Annotated in this window: 13 protein-coding genes; 1 reads left to right on the plus strand and 12 read right to left on the minus strand. The window is 33.4% G+C overall.

Features of this window, described 5'->3' with window-relative positions:
• A partial coding sequence (locus tag JCM14822_RS21225) for a hypothetical protein (RefSeq protein WP_054739773.1) occupies window positions 1–229 on the plus strand: 229 nt, incomplete at its 5' end.
• A gap of 141 nt (window positions 230–370) precedes the next feature.
• On the opposite strand, the gene typA is transcribed toward JCM14822_RS21225, so the two are convergent.
• From typA to JCM14822_RS03740, 12 genes are all read right to left on the minus strand, one after another.
• Window positions 371–2185 (minus strand): translational GTPase TypA, encoded by a 1815-nt coding sequence (typA, locus tag JCM14822_RS03685; RefSeq protein WP_054739775.1) that lies wholly within the window; start codon window positions 2183–2185, stop codon window positions 371–373.
• A gap of 381 nt (window positions 2186–2566) precedes the next feature.
• Complete coding sequence (locus tag JCM14822_RS22415) at window positions 2567–5296, minus strand: rhamnogalacturonan lyase family protein (RefSeq protein ID WP_083461247.1); 2730 nt, start codon at window positions 5294–5296, stop codon at window positions 2567–2569.
• 311 nt (window positions 5297–5607) lie between these two features.
• The gene (locus tag JCM14822_RS03695; protein ID WP_054739777.1) at window positions 5608–5781 is read right to left on the minus strand and encodes a DUF362 domain-containing protein; all 174 of its coding nucleotides are present in this window, start codon (window positions 5779–5781) and stop codon (window positions 5608–5610) included.
• 131 nt (window positions 5782–5912) lie between these two features.
• Entirely contained in the window at window positions 5913–8156 is a 2244-nt protein-coding gene (locus JCM14822_RS03700) for a type IA DNA topoisomerase (RefSeq protein ID WP_054739779.1), read from the minus strand.
• Between the two features lie 329 nt (window positions 8157–8485).
• Entirely contained in the window at window positions 8486–9178 is a 693-nt protein-coding gene (locus JCM14822_RS03705) for a type 2 periplasmic-binding domain-containing protein (RefSeq protein ID WP_054739781.1), read from the minus strand.
• Window positions 9142–9351 (minus strand): hypothetical protein, encoded by a 210-nt coding sequence (locus JCM14822_RS03710; RefSeq protein WP_054739783.1) that lies wholly within the window; start codon window positions 9349–9351, stop codon window positions 9142–9144. The genes JCM14822_RS03705 and JCM14822_RS03710 overlap by 37 nt, the downstream gene beginning before the upstream one ends.
• A gap of 21 nt (window positions 9352–9372) precedes the next feature.
• A complete protein-coding gene (locus JCM14822_RS03715; protein WP_054739786.1) occupies window positions 9373–9858 on the minus strand; it encodes an extracellular solute-binding protein in 486 nt (161 codons plus the stop codon).
• A gap of 186 nt (window positions 9859–10044) precedes the next feature.
• Entirely contained in the window at window positions 10045–11703 is a 1659-nt protein-coding gene (locus JCM14822_RS03720; protein WP_054739788.1) for an extracellular solute-binding protein, read from the minus strand.
• Window positions 11704–11958: 255 nt separating this feature from the next.
• A complete protein-coding gene (locus JCM14822_RS03725) occupies window positions 11959–12468 on the minus strand; it encodes a carbohydrate-binding protein (protein ID WP_157047609.1) in 510 nt (169 codons plus the stop codon).
• Between the two features lie 322 nt (window positions 12469–12790).
• Complete coding sequence (locus JCM14822_RS03730; protein WP_054739793.1) at window positions 12791–13180, minus strand: hypothetical protein; 390 nt, start codon at window positions 13178–13180, stop codon at window positions 12791–12793.
• Between the two features lie 260 nt (window positions 13181–13440).
• Window positions 13441–14385 carry an AEC family transporter gene (locus JCM14822_RS03735; protein WP_054739795.1) on the minus strand — a complete coding sequence of 315 codons (945 nt, stop codon included), beginning with the start codon at window positions 14383–14385 and terminating at the stop codon, window positions 13441–13443.
• Between the two features lie 117 nt (window positions 14386–14502).
• A complete protein-coding gene (locus JCM14822_RS03740; protein WP_054739797.1) occupies window positions 14503–15804 on the minus strand; it encodes a metallophosphoesterase in 1302 nt (433 codons plus the stop codon).
• Between the last annotated feature and the right edge of the window lie 78 nt (window positions 15805–15882).

The following is a 15882-nucleotide window of genomic DNA, read 5'->3' on the forward strand; positions in this document are numbered from 1 at the left end:
TTATATTAAGCTTACCAATAAAAGAGCTGGTGTAGAAGGCATTCCATCAGCAATTCGAAAAAAATATCAAGTAGATGCCATACCAGTTCGTGGCCTTTTGCGCTCAAAAATAGTGTTTGGCTTTAAAATTGGAGCATATAACTTCAATAAACTGCTAAGATACCTTAAAAAAAGATATCTTAACTTCGGATACAATTTTAAGTATAGCGATATATACATTTATTGTTAAAAAATTAAGTGCAATAGAGGATGTAAATAAATGTAACTATAATAAGATTTCAAAAACGTTAGTTTTTGGGATCTTATCATAGTTTAAATCTTAAATAAAAGAATCCTGCTATCTAATAAATTAGATAACAGGATTCTTTTATTATTTTCTTTTAGCTGCTCTTACACGTTCAGATTCATTTAAGATTTTTTTACGAAGTCTGATACCATCTGGTGTTACTTCTACTAATTCATCATCTTCAATAAACTCTAACGCTTCTTCAAGTGTGAAAGTTTTTGGAGGTGATAATCTAATGGCCTCATCAGCACCTGATGAACGTGTATTTGTCATTTTTTTGTTTTTACATGGGTTAACAGTCATATCTTCTTTACGAGAATTTTGACCGATAATCATACCTTCGTATACATCTACACCTGGTTTAACGAATAAGATACCACGATCTTCAAGTGAGTTAAGAGCGTATCCCATAGTTGTTCCTTGTTCTTGAGCAATAAGAGCACCATTACCTCTTCTTGGAAGTTCTCCAACGTATTCTGTATATCCTTCGATTCTTCTAACCATTGTAGCTTCCCCTCTTGAATCAGTGATTAACTCACTTCTGAATCCAAGAAGGCCACGTGTTGTACAAAGGTATTCAATACGAATATGACCATTTTCTGGTTCCATACTTTGCATCATACCTTTACGAAGGTTAAGTTTACTAATTACTGAACCTGAATATTCTTCTGGTACAGAGATTACAACGCGTTCTACTGGCTCTACAAGTTTGCCTTCTTCATCGCGGTGCATGATAACTTCCGGTTTAGATACACCAAGTTCGTAACCTTCACGTCTCATGTTTTCAATAAGAACTGATAAGTGAAGTTCCCCACGACCTGATACTCTATATCCATCTGTTGTATCCATTGGCTCAACTTTAAGACCTACGTTGATTTCTGTTTCTTTTTCAAGACGATCTTTGATATGTCTTGTTGTTACGAATTTACCACTTTGACCAGCAAATGGTGAATTGTTAACTAAGAAGTTCATTGCAAGTGTTGGTTCTTCGATGTGGATTGGTGTCATAGGATCAACTTTACCGATTTCCCCTACTGTTTCCCCGATAGAGATGTCTGGTACACCAGCGATAACTACGATATCTCCACTTGTAGCTTCCTTAACTGCTACTTGTTTAAGACCTTCGTATACCATTACTTTAGAAATTTTAGCTGTTCTGATTTTACCATCGTTATCAGCAATTTCTACTGTTTGTCCTTCTTTTACTCTACCTTTATAAATACGTCCAATACCAAGACGTCCTACGAAGTTATCGTATGAAAGGGCACTAATTTGAAGTTGAAGTGGTTCTTCATCTTGTTTTGGATATTCCCCTACACGTTCAATAATTGTTTCAAGAAGTGGTTTGATATCTGATCCTTCATCATCAAGTTCATATTTCATGATACCTTGTTTACCAATTCCATAAAGGATTGGGAAATCAAGTTGTTCATCATTTGCTTGAAGATCTACGAATAAGTCAAATGTCATATCCACTACTTCTTCAGCTCTATGATTTGGTTTATCAATTTTGTTAATAACAAGAATTGGTTTAAGTCCTAATTCAAGAGATTTTTGAAGAACGAAACGAGTTTGTGGCATTGGTCCTTCAATTGAATCTACTAAAAGGATTACTGTATCTACTGTACGAATAACACGTTCTACCTCTGAAGAGAAGTCACTGTGTCCTGGAGTATCTACGATATTGATTTTGTAATCTCCATATTTGATTGAACAGTTTTTAGAGTAAATTGTGATTCCTCTTTCTCTCTCTAAATCGTTACTATCCATAATACAATCAACGTGTTCTTCGTTTGCTCTGAAGACACCACTTTGATTTAAGAATGCATCTACAAGCGTTGATTTACCTGCATCTACGTGGGCGATTACTGCTATATTTATAATTTTCATGTCGCTCATGGGCATTGAACCTTCTTTCCGTAATTTATCACAATTACTTATTTTAGCACAGTTTATTACATTACTCAACATTTATATTCATCAAATACATTTATATTCATCAAATGCATATATGCTTAAATAGTGTTCTTTAGTATTTAGTAAGCCACATTTATATCTTATTTATACTGTAAAATATGACTAATCACTCTGCCTAGCATAACATACTTTTATATTTCACTCTATGCTAATTTTTAACTTTTCTTTAAGTAATAATCTCAGTTCTATTGTTAAATTTTATAAACCATTTTTACTTATTCAAATTTTAAAAATAAAGAAGTTACCCAAAATATTATTTCAGATAACTCCTTCTATTTAAAATATCTGTGATTATTTTACTTATTACTTAATAGTAACATTTGTAATTGTTACATTTGAATCCCCTTTACCAAATGAGCAGCCTGTTGTAAAATTCTCTTCTGCTTTCCACTCACTTTGCCATGTTGGATTATTGATTGTATAAGTATTGCCACTATGACTTATAAGTTCTGCATTCCAAAAATTTGTAATTTCTCTGCTTGAGGTAAATGTACAAGTCCAACCATTTAATGTTTTGCCTGTTGTATTTGTAAATGTGATTTCACCTGTTGCACCATCTGTCCAATCTGATGTTATCTTTACATTAGCCTTATCTGGTGTATTCGTTGATGTCTGTGATGCCTGGTTTGATGTCTGTTCTATTGATTTTGCTCCATCACAGGCCTCAAATACCCAGATTTGATTTGTTGCCGCTCTATAAGTGTATTCTAATACATTGGCACCATCTACTGTAGACTTACCTGCTACATCTAAGCCTTTTGTATCTTCTGTACATCTAGCTACAATACCATATGTATCATTTTGTGATGTACGGATTAACTTAAATTCTTGTGCTGTCAAACCGTTTGCTGTGTATGTTTGGATATTTGTACTGTCTTCATTTTTGCCATAGTCTACATCTAACATATAGCCTTGGCCATTTTTAAGTGTGACATAACCATTACTTGTATTTGTTAAATACCATTTTTGACCTGATACACCTGTACCTGTACCAATTTCTACATTTTGTCCATTTGCACCTTTATTATCTTTTACTTGAAGATATTTTTGTGCATTTACATTTTTAATGTAATACCAACCATTATTTAAAGTTGCATAATCTTTTCTAATAGTATCTGTAGTTACACCAGTATTTTCACCACTTGTAGAAGTATTAGTTACTGCTTCTTCTACATAATTACCTGGTGTATATAAATTAGCCGCCGGCTGACTTGTATGTTTTGGTCCAATATAAAAACTTGTATGTGGCGGCTGATTATACGCTACATTTTGCCATGCAATACCTAGGCGATATACTGGATCATGCATAAATGTATAGAATCTGTAATTCGTTACATCTGTTGTCATAAAAATCCTAAGGGCACTACTATCTGTAAGCGGTAACATAACTTCTTCACGCCAATCACCAAATAAATCTGCTTGAAGCGAAGGTGTTGCCTTAGTTGTATTACATGAAGTAACTCCATTGAATGTTACATATGTATCCGTTCCATGAGTTGTACTATTGTATTTATCAATACGGGTTCCATCAAGTTGTTCTCGATATAAATCACCGTCCCACCAAGTAGCAAAGTTAACTGATGTAACTTTTGCCGAAATGGCTGTTCCATTTTTGTCATAGCAGCCAGTAGTTGATCTAGCAATATACGGGAAGAAATCTGCCCCAAAGTTCCCAATAATACCTCGGCCTACATCTCTTCCTCCATCTACTTTCCAAAGCACTTTTCCTGTAGCTGCATCATGAACTTCTGTACATTTTTCATCTTCATGTACCTGAAATACTTCAAGCCCTGGTCTATCCGGATCTAAATCACTTACATGCATAGCATCCCCATGGCCTAAGTCTGTAGAATAAAGTAGCTTACCATTATGATCAATTGCTGCACTACCATAAATAATTTCATCACAGCCATCTCTATCTACATCTGCTACTGATAAATTATGATTTCCTTGCCCCGCTGCTGCTGCGTTACCTGAAGCATTTGAATCAAATATCCATTGTCTCTTAAGACTAGCACCATCAAATTTATAAGCTACTAGTACAGCTCTTGTATAATAGCCACGGCACATTACTAGACTAGGCGTTTTACCATCTAAATAAGCGATACACGCTAAAAAACGGTCTACACGATTACCATATTTATCTCCCCAACTAGAAACATTCCCACGAGCCGGTGTATAGTCAATAGTTGTTATCTCTTTCCCTGTCTGACCATTAAATACTGTTAAGTATTCATTGCCGGTTAGAATATATCCAGATGAATTACGATAATCTGCATTGGCATTCCCGATTACTTTGCCTGCGCCATCTACTGTGCCATCAGAAGTTTTACACGCTACTTCTGCTTTTCCATCTCCGTCTAAATCATAGACCATAAATTGTGTATAGTGTGCACCTGCTCTAATATTTTTACCAAGGTCAATACGCCAAAGTTGTGTGCCATCCATTTCATAGGCATCTAAATATACATTTCCTGTATAACCACTTTGGGAATTGTCTTTTGAATTTGATGGATCCCATTTCAATATAATTTCATATTCTCCATCCCCATCTACATCCCCTATAGAAGCATCATTAGCACTATAGGTGCAAGTTGAACCATCTTTCATTTTCATTGGAGTAGGTTTATTAATGCGTACATCTAAGTAATTTTGACTAAATGCCTTTATAACTTTACTTTTTGTTTTTTCTACACCATTAATAACTGTAGTGACATAATATGTATCATTTATACTTCCTGATGAATCCACATAATTTGTACTCGTTGTAAGTGGTGTGTTATTTAAACGTTTACCATTCTTGTAAACATAAAAACCTATATTACTAGTATCTGTACCTAACAATCTCCAAGATAAATAGACACCATTATTTATCTTATTCGCGATAAGCCCCCTATCTAATGCTTCCATTTGTCTTGCCTGTGCTGCATATGTTGCTACACTTGGCATACTTACAAATGTTGCTCCAAACATAGAAGCTACTGCTAGATACGATGCAGTTTTTCTCACTACTTGTTTTAACTTCTTGTTCATCCCAATCTCTCCCCCTATATCTTATTTTTTCTACCTTACTTCTTATTGACTTTTAGATGGCATAATATTTTTCAGATAATATACAACCCTCCTCTCCTTTTTAGTAAACTTTATGCTTCATTATAGATAGTGTATGTATAATTTTTCAATATTTTTAGTTTAATGTGTATTATAAATAATATTATTATACATTTGTTTTATTTATATTCCACAGCACTATAAGGTGTTTTAATAAAATAACTATGATATTTTAGACAACAAAAAAGATGACCTAAAACAGGTCATCTTTCTATGTAAAAGTTTGAATTAAATTATTCTGCTAAAGCTGGTGCACCTACTGGACAAACACTTGCACATGCACCACATTCGATACAATCTGCTGCAGCGATTTCATATTTTCCATCACCTTCAGAAATACATCCGATTGGACATTCTGCTTCACATGCTCCACAGCTGATGCAATCTTCACTAATTTGGTATGCCATAATAACACCTCCGTATATGTTTATTTCAAATTTATGATATCTCATAGGCCTTCCTATGTCAAGAAAATTTAAACTTCAATTATATATAATACAAAAAGTTATTACAATTATGCAATAACCTTTTTGTATTTCTAATTAATGAATTCTTGTTCCCAATTGAAATATCCTGTTTGTTCATTTCTAACGTATTTTAAATAAGCAGCATAAGTACTTCCATTGCGGCTTTTCAAATTACGGAAGCCTACTTTACCATTTTTAAGAAGTAATTCTACCATAGGACGTGTTACCGTTTTTCCTAGCATAGCAATATATTTATCATTTTTCCAAATAGTATATTTGCATCCACCTTTCCAATTGACACAGCCAAAGGCCTTATCACTTTCTACAATAGCATTACCACAGATTGGGCAAACACCTACCGGTTCCATATTTTTAGGCACTTCTACTTTTGTCCCACTAAGCACCTTTGTATCATTCTTAATAGCATCTACAGCCTCTGCCGTAAATTCTTTAATCATATTTAAGAAATCATCCTTTTGGAATTTCCCTTTTTCAATATCTGATAGAGTCTTTTCAAGACGTCCTGTATATTCAAGGTCAAGAAGCTGTTTAGCTGGAAATGCCTCTACTAAGGCCTTTCCTAAATCTGTACATACAAGGCTTTTCCCTTTAGGTTTAATATACTCTGCATCCTTAAGCTTTTTAATAGTTTCCGCACGAGTAGCTGGAGTTCCGATACTAAAACCACTTAAGATACTTGCCATCATTTTAAGTGTATCTTCTTCATTTTCTTCCTTATTATCGTCTTTTCCATCGCCTTTAAAGCTTTTACCACAAGTTTCCATAACACGTAAAAGTGTTTTTTCTGTATGCGCTTTAGGAGGCTTTCTTGTCACTTCACCTACAGTAGCTCTTCTTACTTCTACAATTTCATCTTTAGCTACTTGCGGCAAAATCACATCTTTTTCTTTACTATCCTTTGTAGTTTTAGTCCCTTTAACTTCTAGCTTTTCAACAACGCGCCAGCCTTCTACTAATTGTACTTTTCCCTTTGTAATGAATACGCCTTTTACTTTACCCTCTGGTACTTCTTGCACCTTGGTCACAAGTTTAGTCTCCTCATATTCTGCTACAGGTAAGAACTGCATTAAGAAACGGTTTTTAACAGCATTATAAACAATCTGTTCATCTGCTGTTAAGCCTTTTGGAATCATATAAGTTGGTACAATAGCACTATGGCTTTCTACTTTACTATTATCGAAGATTCTCTTGTTATCTACGAAGTGAATTTGCTCTTCATAAGTAAGTCCCACTTTAAGTATATCTAATACTTTCTTTGTTCTGCCTTTTAAACTCTCCTCAAGGGCTAAACTCCCTGTTCTAGGGTAAGTAATATATTTCTTCTCATATAATGACTGTGCTACCTTCAATACTTTATCTGAAGTCCATCCTTTATATTTACTTGTAATATATCCTTGTAAATTTGAAAGGTTGAATAAGAATGGGGCATATTCCTTTTTCTTCTCAACTTGCTTATCAATAATCTGTGCTGGCTTATTTTGAATAAGCTCTGCCATCTCTTCTAAAAGCTTTTTATCCTCAAACTTTTCATTCTCTTTACCTTCTTTATCTTTCTCATAATAAGTAGCTTCAAAAGATTCATTTTGCTTTGTTTTAAAATTAGCTAATAACTTATAGTATGTGGAAACTTGAAACTGTTCAATTTCTTTGTCTCTATCGTAAATAATCTTTAATGTCGGTAAAAGTACACGGCCAATATTAAGAATTTTTTTACTTCCAGGATTATATTTCACTGTAGCAACTGAAGTTAGGTTAATGCCTATCATCCAGTCCGCCCATTGTCTACCAATCCCTGCATCTTGAAGGGATTTCATCTCTTCATTTGGTCTTAAATTGGCAAGCCCCTTTTGAACCTCTTCAGGTGTCCATTCATTTAAAAGCATACGATAAACAGGTTTTTGTTCATTAAAATATAAGAAGATTTCATCGCCAATAACTTGTCCTTCACGATCAAAGTCAGTAGCAGAAATAACACCATCTACATCTTCACGATTTATAAGGCTTCTAATAATCTCTAATTGTTTTTGTGCACCTGCATCTACTTCTGCTTTATTTTTGCTATCACATTTAATCTTATATTTAAACTCTTCTGGTATAAACGGAAATTTTTCAAGGCGCCAGCTTTTCATTTGTTCATCATAATCTTTTGCATCATATAACTGTAATAAATGTCCAAACGCCCATGTAATTAAATATTCGTTTCCTTCAAAATAACCATCACATCTTTTTCTAATCTGAAGTGCATCTGCTATATTTTTTGCAACAGAAGGTTTCTCCGCTATAATTACACGCATCTTTTCAACTCCTCTATCTTCCTATTGTTACATCTTGCTCAAAACTATAAATTTTTATAACAATAGCATCTGTTTTGCAAAAACAAACATAAGGAACTGTTACATTATTCAAATACTAATGCAACAGTTCCTTATGTCTTTTGGCAATTCTTTCTTTTATTATAACATAACTTTACTAGAATGCACAACCCAATTCCAAACATATGTTCGTATCTATTTTTACAAAATATATAGCTTCATACCCTTGAGATTATTTACTAAGTTATTTTTTAATTTGATAGGTTTCTAATATGATAACATAAACGCTTACCGCTATGTATACTTTTAAATTATTCATTTTTCTTAAATACTGCATTGATACTATCTTGAGCAAGTTGTTTATTAGCTTCTACGGCTTGTGCAACGGTTTGACCACCTTCTAACAAGTTACCGACAACTGTATTAATTGGGTAATCTGTCACACCATCTGAGAGATCTTGTACTTCTCCCTCGCTGAAAGCAATAGCATTTTCCATATCTTTTTCTGTTTTAAATAATCTAGATAACCATTCACGGCTAGCATCTGCTTTGATTTCATAATCGCCGCCATACCAGTCTTGAACTTCTTCAAAAATCATTAAAACATCTTCTGGATTTTCAACACCTTTAGGAATAGTAACACCAGCAGTAGCTGTCATATATGTTGTCCCTGTTGTATTACTTGAATCTATTTGGAATGGTACTACAGAATAATTGAAGCTGCCATTGTCTCCTTCTCCAAGTACCCAGCTTTGTAAGTAGTACATTGGTGATTTACCTTCTCTATAAGCTTGTAAGTTACCATTCCATTCCCATACATTGTTATCTGCAAGGTATGCAACTTTGTCTGTAGTATAAAGTTTATTAAAGAACTCTAAAGCTTCCATTGTTTTAATGTCTGATAAACCTTCTTTAAAGCTGCTATCAATCAAATAACCATCATTGGCTACAATGAATTGCTCAGCCATTAAAAATGGTATACCCGAAATACCAAATTGATCCACAACATTATCCCCATTTGTATCTTTTGTTGCGCTTTAGCAATTTCTAAGAATTTATCCCATGTCCATTGGCCTTTTTCATAAAGTTCAACTGGATCTTCAATTCCAAGTCCACTAATAATATCTTCATTAACGCCTAAGAAACATGCGTTAACTTGTTCATTACGTTCTGCCATGGCATAATGTTTACCATTAATCTATGTTACAGGAATTGACACATCATGTGCATTAAAGATATCAGCTTCTGATAAGTTAATATCTTCAAGTGCCATAATTTGCCCACTAACAGCTAAAGGAATAGCTTTTGCTGCTTCTAAGTTTACAGCATCTGCATATGGATCTCCAGCCATAGCACTTGTTGTAAGTTTTGTATCAAGTTCCTCATAAGGTACATTGATAAATTCAATTTTACAATTATATTTTTCTTCTACACGTTTAAGATTTTCCCATTTATAAATATCTTCAACTGTTGCTGTAGCTGAATCTGGTTCTTCTTTTAGTATTGGAGCCCAGTTATATGCAAATGTAAATGTACGGCCATTCATATCCTTGGCTGGATATTTGTCATATGGTGCCGCTACTGATTCCTGAGTTTCTGCTTCTTCTACGGCTGGTGATTCGGTTGGTGCATCACTGCTCGTATTTGCCGCATTATTTCCACAACCTACAGGTACAATACTCATTGCACCAATTAAACCTAATGCTAAAGCTTGTTTGAATTTAGTACAACGTCTAAAAGGCTATTTCCTATAGATTCTTCTAAGGTTCTATTGAAACTTACATGTTGCATAAAGGCATATTTATAATTTTGAAGCCCTATGTAGCTCAGTGAAAACCCACCATTTTCATTAATAGATACTTTACTGACACTATAAATAATTGCCTCTACTAAGTTTGATGCAAAGAAAATCAAGAAGCCAATAACCCAAGGTGCAATAAATACGTAGCCAAATAACATTTGTCTTTGTCTTAATGTAAGTTCCTTCTCCTATCCTAAATCTACTTACAAAATCATATTCTCTTGTAAGCGTATAATCTGTATAGTATTTAACCCAATCTTTAAAAGCACTAACACCTATATCACTATCTAAATCCGAAGCCTTAGCATCATCTGTATAAAATTGTCCACCCTTTTGATATAAAAAGTTACCATAGATCATATCCGCATTTAAAACATTAATAACAGGTAAACCGACTTCCATATTATTTTTACTAAGAACAGATAGACAAGTTTTGACTTCATCCCATGTCTGAGGCACTTCAAGCCCCAACTCTTTTAAAATATCTTTTCTATAAAAAAGCATAAAGAATGTTTCTGTTTCTGGAAGTACATAAGAAGCACCATTAAAATCATATGGTACTCTAGCACTATCATAGAAACGACTTGCCACTTCTTCATAATTAGAAAATTGTCTAAGATTGGTAGCTGCACCACACATTACAAAGTTAAGTGGTACATCATTTGTAACCTGCATTGCTACATCCGGTCCTTCTCCTGAAAGAATCGCTCTTAAAAGTACGTCCGGCTGTACAAGCATTAAGTTAACATTTATTCCTGTTTGTGGTGTAAATGTTTCATCAATTAGCGCTTTAATTGTATTGGCCTGATCACGTCCTGTAGGTACCCATACTGTAATCGTTCTTGCCTTTTTATCATTACTTACATTTCCGATAGCATTGTAATCAATGATAAATGAGTAATAAAGCTTTTGCACATTATGCCACAAACGCCTTGTCCAAGAATTATTCGTTATTGGCATACTTTCCCTTGGTGCTACTATATATAAGGCGTCTAACTGTAATGGTTCTTTTTGCATATCTGTAAGGCATGTACCTAATGTACCAATATTAAGTTTAAAATCTCCAAGTCTAGAAATAATCTTATCAATATCTTTATTGAACATATCTGTCTGCTTAACAATAGTTAATGAGATAGCATCTTTATCACTAGACTTTCCTACTAAACTTTGAAGTTCACTAGCTGCTTTATTTAGGCGGTCACGTTCTACACCAAAAGCATCTATTACCTCTGGCAATACTTTACCTAATTGATAATCACAATATTTATCCGGCTCTACCCCTGTTACCATGATAACCTTTCTATAAAGTTCATTTAAATTCTTTACACTTAACTCTACTTCACGAATAAGTGGTGCCAAATCCCCTAATGTTGCTTCTAGCCTTAAAGTATGCTTTCCTTCTTCTAAGTAAAATAAATAAGGATTTTCCCCATCTCCTATAAACTCTGTACGCCATTTACTATTGTATTTATAAATTAACTTTTTAGCTTCTTCAAAAGGAATCTCTCCATCAATTGTAAGCATTCTTGTAACCGGTATGCCCCTTATGAAATTTTGCTTTAAGTTCATACCTATTTCATATAAACCACTTTGAGATACATCTACTTGCCATTCAATCCATTGTCCTGATTCGTTCCACTTCTCACCACCAATAGTATTCATCTTGATTGCTGATGGACTATAAGGCGAAAGTGCTGGACTTGAATGATCTGTTAATGGATAAAGCATAGGTGAAGATTTTAGACTTGCTTTCTCTGCTTCTATGGTAATCGTTTCTCCTTTTGCCTCATACTATGCAAGTTTCTGTTTATAACTTACAGTTTCTTCTTTAGGCTTTAAGACTAATTTTCTAATAACCATTGGCTCTCTTTATGAAACAAAAGTTATCGTATGCTTCCCTTTAGAAAAATAAAATTCAAAAGGTTCATCATAATAACTATTTGAATCCCTTACTAACATTTCACTCCACCTTGGTGCCTCCACTTAACTTGGTCTCAAATCATTTCCCTGATTATCCACTTCTATCTCTGCTTTGGCATTATCCCAAAAACAGTTAAAACCAATCATATTGGCTTCTTGAAAAGATAACTTACCATCAATAAAAATACCTCTTTGAATATCAGAACTCTTTCCTTCTATAGAAGAATACACTACATCTAAGTTATAATATCCTTCCTCTTTTACGTTGACTTCCCATTCCACAAGTCCTTCTTCATTTGTTAAAATACTATTTCCTAACTCACCTTCATAATTTGATAAAACAGATACATCCATTCCCTCACTATGCACATAGCTATCAGCTTCAATATTAATTACTTGATGCGCTAGCTTACTGTTTTGCTGCAAATACTCCGCATACCTTTGAATTTCAGTATATGAAGATAAGTCTTCCATATATGCTTCTAAACTCCAGCATTCTTGGCAAAGGTAATTTGTTGTGGAAAAGCCAACATACAACATTGCAAGACATTTTCTCCTACCTGTCTTCTTCAAGCTCTATCCCCCCATACTATACTTTTCTCATTTTGCACGATGAGACTAACTCTTTTTTAAGTAATCTAGTATATATTTAAGTTAAATAATGTTTAGTTTATAATGTGCGAAATTTTCTTAAAAATACCGAATTATTTATTTATGCTAGTCAATATTTTCATGAAATATACTCAAAAAACTTTATACATAGTTTTATATTATTCTTTTTTAATTAATAGCTTTATACATTTTCCTTAAACCTATTACTGTTTACTTTATGTGAAAGCAAAAAAGGTATCTATTACTATTTTTAAGTAATAGATACCTTTTTAAGAGCCGTTTTTTATTCTTCTATTTGTTCTGTTTCTTCTGATTCTATATCTTTTTTATCTACATCTTCTTTTTTTTCATCTTCATGATCATAATTCATGTAATCTTTAATTTTAACGTATTCTACGCCACCTTGAATACCTTCCCCGTCACCATAAAGATCTTCATCAAGCTCATCAAATGACTCGTCATCTTCAAATTCATCATCAAAGTACTCATAATGCTCTTCTAAGTCTTTGCTCTTACTATGTGCAACCCATAAAACAATTGCAACTAATGCAAGAATAACGCCAAACACAATGCCACAAAGCATACCTCTTTTAGATTTCTCACTTCTCATAAACTCCCTTACCTCCTCCATTGTTAATGGGCTTCCACTTATTTTGCATCTTCTACAACTCATTCAATCAGCTCCTCATTTATTCCATATAATGCTATTATAACAAGCACACTAAAACATAACAAGTATACTCCTATTTACTTATTTCATCTCTTATAAGTAAGTTTATCTTATTTTAATTAAATTATACAACCTGACTATATATCTAGATTACAACTATTCAATGAAGATACTATAAACTATTATAACTTATGCTCCCCTTATAGCATAAATTCATGGAGAACCCATATTTCATCCAAAAATAGTATGCCCTATCTTTCTCTTTAAATTAGTTCAGCTGTCTTTAAAACAAACAGCCACATAGTTAATGTAAAGGCACTTAATAATGTAGTCAGCATCACTGTACTTGAAGTAAGTATCCCTTCATGATCTAAATTACGTGCCATTACAAAACAAGAAACCGTTGTAGCTGCACCTAACATAACTAAAATTGCCACTAACTTCTCCTTCCTAAATCCCATCCATACAGCTATTGGTAAAAATACAGCAGCAAATCCAATGAGTTTAAGAAAAACACAGCCAAAAGCTAAATGTATGTTTTTGCCTGCTTTGTGTATATTAAAACTAGCTCCTAATGCCATAAGTCCCATTGGCGTTGCCAGTGTTGCCACGCAGCTTACTGTCTTTTGTAAAATAACGGTCTGTGGAATCTTAAGCAGTGACCAAATAAGTCCAACAATAATCCCGATAATAATTGGATTAGTTATTACACCTTTTAACGTTTTCTTAATAGTTTCCTGATTTATATATCCTCTATTGGGCTTTAATAAATTCAAAATAACGACAGCCGCAATATTGTATAAAGGAACTGCCCCAATAATCATTAGAGCTGATGGTCCTGCCTGCCCATAAATATTTTGAATAAAAGCACATCCTAAAAGAGCTGAACTACTTCGATACGCCGCCTGTGCAAATTCCCCTTGTACCGAACGTTCTTTAATAAGCATCGCAATACCCACTGCTATTAAAATGCTAATAAGTGAAGCTACAAAGCAAAATAGCACAAACTTCGTATCCCAGCTCTCACTAAAATCAGCTATTGAAAGTTCCTGAAAAAGCATTACAGGTAATGCAATTTTAAAGACAAACTTATTCATCCTAGCTGCAAAAACTTCATCAAAAATTCCCACTTGATTAAAGATATACCCCAATACCATCAATAAGAAAATAGGCATTGTAGCATTTAAACTAAATATTAAATTTTCCATAATGACTCCCTCATTTATATATCTTTTTCTATCCTTAATTATTATATCTATAATCCATTTTATTTGCATGAATATATTTATATATTTTTCAAAACAAATCTATATTACCTCTTTACTTTAGCGAATATATAAAAAAGATTCAACCTGTGGTTCTTCTTTTAAAATACCCTTTAGATATGTATAGAAAAAGGTATTTTGTCCATACTTTTCCCATAACTGCCATCTACTATCTTTTAACATTCTCTTTTTTTCTTCTATTATTCTTCCTGCGAAATAAGCCTCATTTACCCACGTTGCAAATCCTATCATGTCTTCAGTTTCTTTCTGTGATAATGATAAATCTGCTAATGCTTTCTTAATCTTTGGTTTGCCAGCTGCATTAAAATACATTCTAGACATCTGCGCAAAATCAAGCAGCACTAAATCTGTACTACCATGTTTCTTAGCATAAGCCGAAATATCTGCTACTTTCACTTCATATGTCATTTTTCTTTCTTGATCTATTTCCACTACGCCATATTGATTAGGTGATATGCTCAGTGCACTCGTAACAATCTCATAGAAATTGTTTTGCTTTGCAATATGTTGAATATGTATATGTCCACTCAAATTAAACATAACATCATATTTTTGCACTAGCGCCAATAGCTTATCCGCATTTTTTAAGATAAAGCCAGATGTTATCTCCTCATGATGAGATAATATATTTTCATGAGTTACCATCATCACTTTAATATTATTTTGTTGAGCTTTTTGAAGTTGTTTTTGTGCCCATGATAAAGTTTTATCTAAAATCATCTCTTCATATCCTTTGGCATGGGAATCAATGCACATTACCCAAAAATCTTCTGCTAATTCATAAACATAACTAAATGATGCTTTATCTTTTGCTATGGCTTGATTATAACCAAAATCTTTATAAAGAGCTTTAAATATTTTAGGAGATATTCCCTCCATTCTTATGGCATTTTTCCCTTCATATTTATACACATATGGATAATCAATATCATGATTTCCTGGTAAAACAAGTACATTAATGCCTGCTTCCTGTAATGCTGATAACTTTTGGACCATATCTTTATGACTATTTTCGTCACTATTAAAGGTTAAATCGCCACTTAATATTAAAGCATTCGGCTTTGCTTCCCTCACCTCTTCGAAAAAAGCATCTGTTATTTCTTCACAATAAGCTGTAAATTTTCCATCTCCACCAGCCATGGCTTCGGTAAAAATTTTCCCATGATCTGTCATACTAGGTGATAAATAATGAATATCAGTTCCTACAATAATAGATAATGGACTTTGTTGTAACACAGTTTTTTCTGTAGTAGTTCCACATCCTGCCAACGCCATAATGACTATTATCCCTATTATTATATATATAATCCATGACTTCATCTGTGATTTTTTTTGTATCATATTTTCTCCTTTTATTCTTTTAATTCTAGTAATATTATAAATGGTATAAAGTGCAAAAAACAGAGTACCCAATTACAA

It is taken from the genome of Cellulosilyticum ruminicola JCM 14822 (genome assembly GCF_001311925.1).
GTDB lineage: Bacteria > Bacillota > Clostridia > Lachnospirales > Cellulosilyticaceae > Cellulosilyticum > Cellulosilyticum ruminicola.

Excerpts from the sequence above, each read along its gene's own strand:
- typA (WP_054739775.1), bottom strand. The coding sequence starts at position 2,185 with ATGAGCGACATGAAAATTATAAATATAGCAGTAATCGCCCACGTAGAT.
- JCM14822_RS22415 (WP_083461247.1), bottom strand. The coding sequence starts at position 5,296 with ATGAACAAGAAGTTAAAACAAGTAGTGAGAAAAACTGCATCGTATCTA.
- JCM14822_RS03695 (WP_054739777.1), bottom strand. The coding sequence starts at position 5,781 with ATGGCATACCAAATTAGTGAAGATTGCATCAGCTGTGGAGCATGTGAA.
- JCM14822_RS03700 (WP_054739779.1), bottom strand. The coding sequence starts at position 8,156 with ATGCGTGTAATTATAGCGGAGAAACCTTCTGTTGCAAAAAATATAGCA.
- JCM14822_RS03710 (WP_054739783.1), bottom strand. The coding sequence starts at position 9,351 with ATGGCAGAACGTAATGAACAAGTTAACGCATGTTTCTTAGGCGTTAAT.
- JCM14822_RS03715 (WP_054739786.1), bottom strand. The coding sequence starts at position 9,858 with ATGAGTATTGTACCTGTAGGTTGTGGAAATAATGCGGCAAATACGAGC.
- JCM14822_RS03720 (WP_054739788.1), bottom strand. The coding sequence starts at position 11,703 with ATGCTTTATCCATTAACAGATCATTCAAGTCCAGCACTTTCGCCTTAT.
- JCM14822_RS03730 (WP_054739793.1), bottom strand. The coding sequence starts at position 13,180 with ATGAGTTGTAGAAGATGCAAAATAAGTGGAAGCCCATTAACAATGGAG.
- JCM14822_RS03735 (WP_054739795.1), bottom strand. The coding sequence starts at position 14,385 with ATGGAAAATTTAATATTTAGTTTAAATGCTACAATGCCTATTTTCTTA.
- JCM14822_RS03740 (WP_054739797.1), bottom strand. The coding sequence starts at position 15,804 with ATGATACAAAAAAAATCACAGATGAAGTCATGGATTATATATATAATA.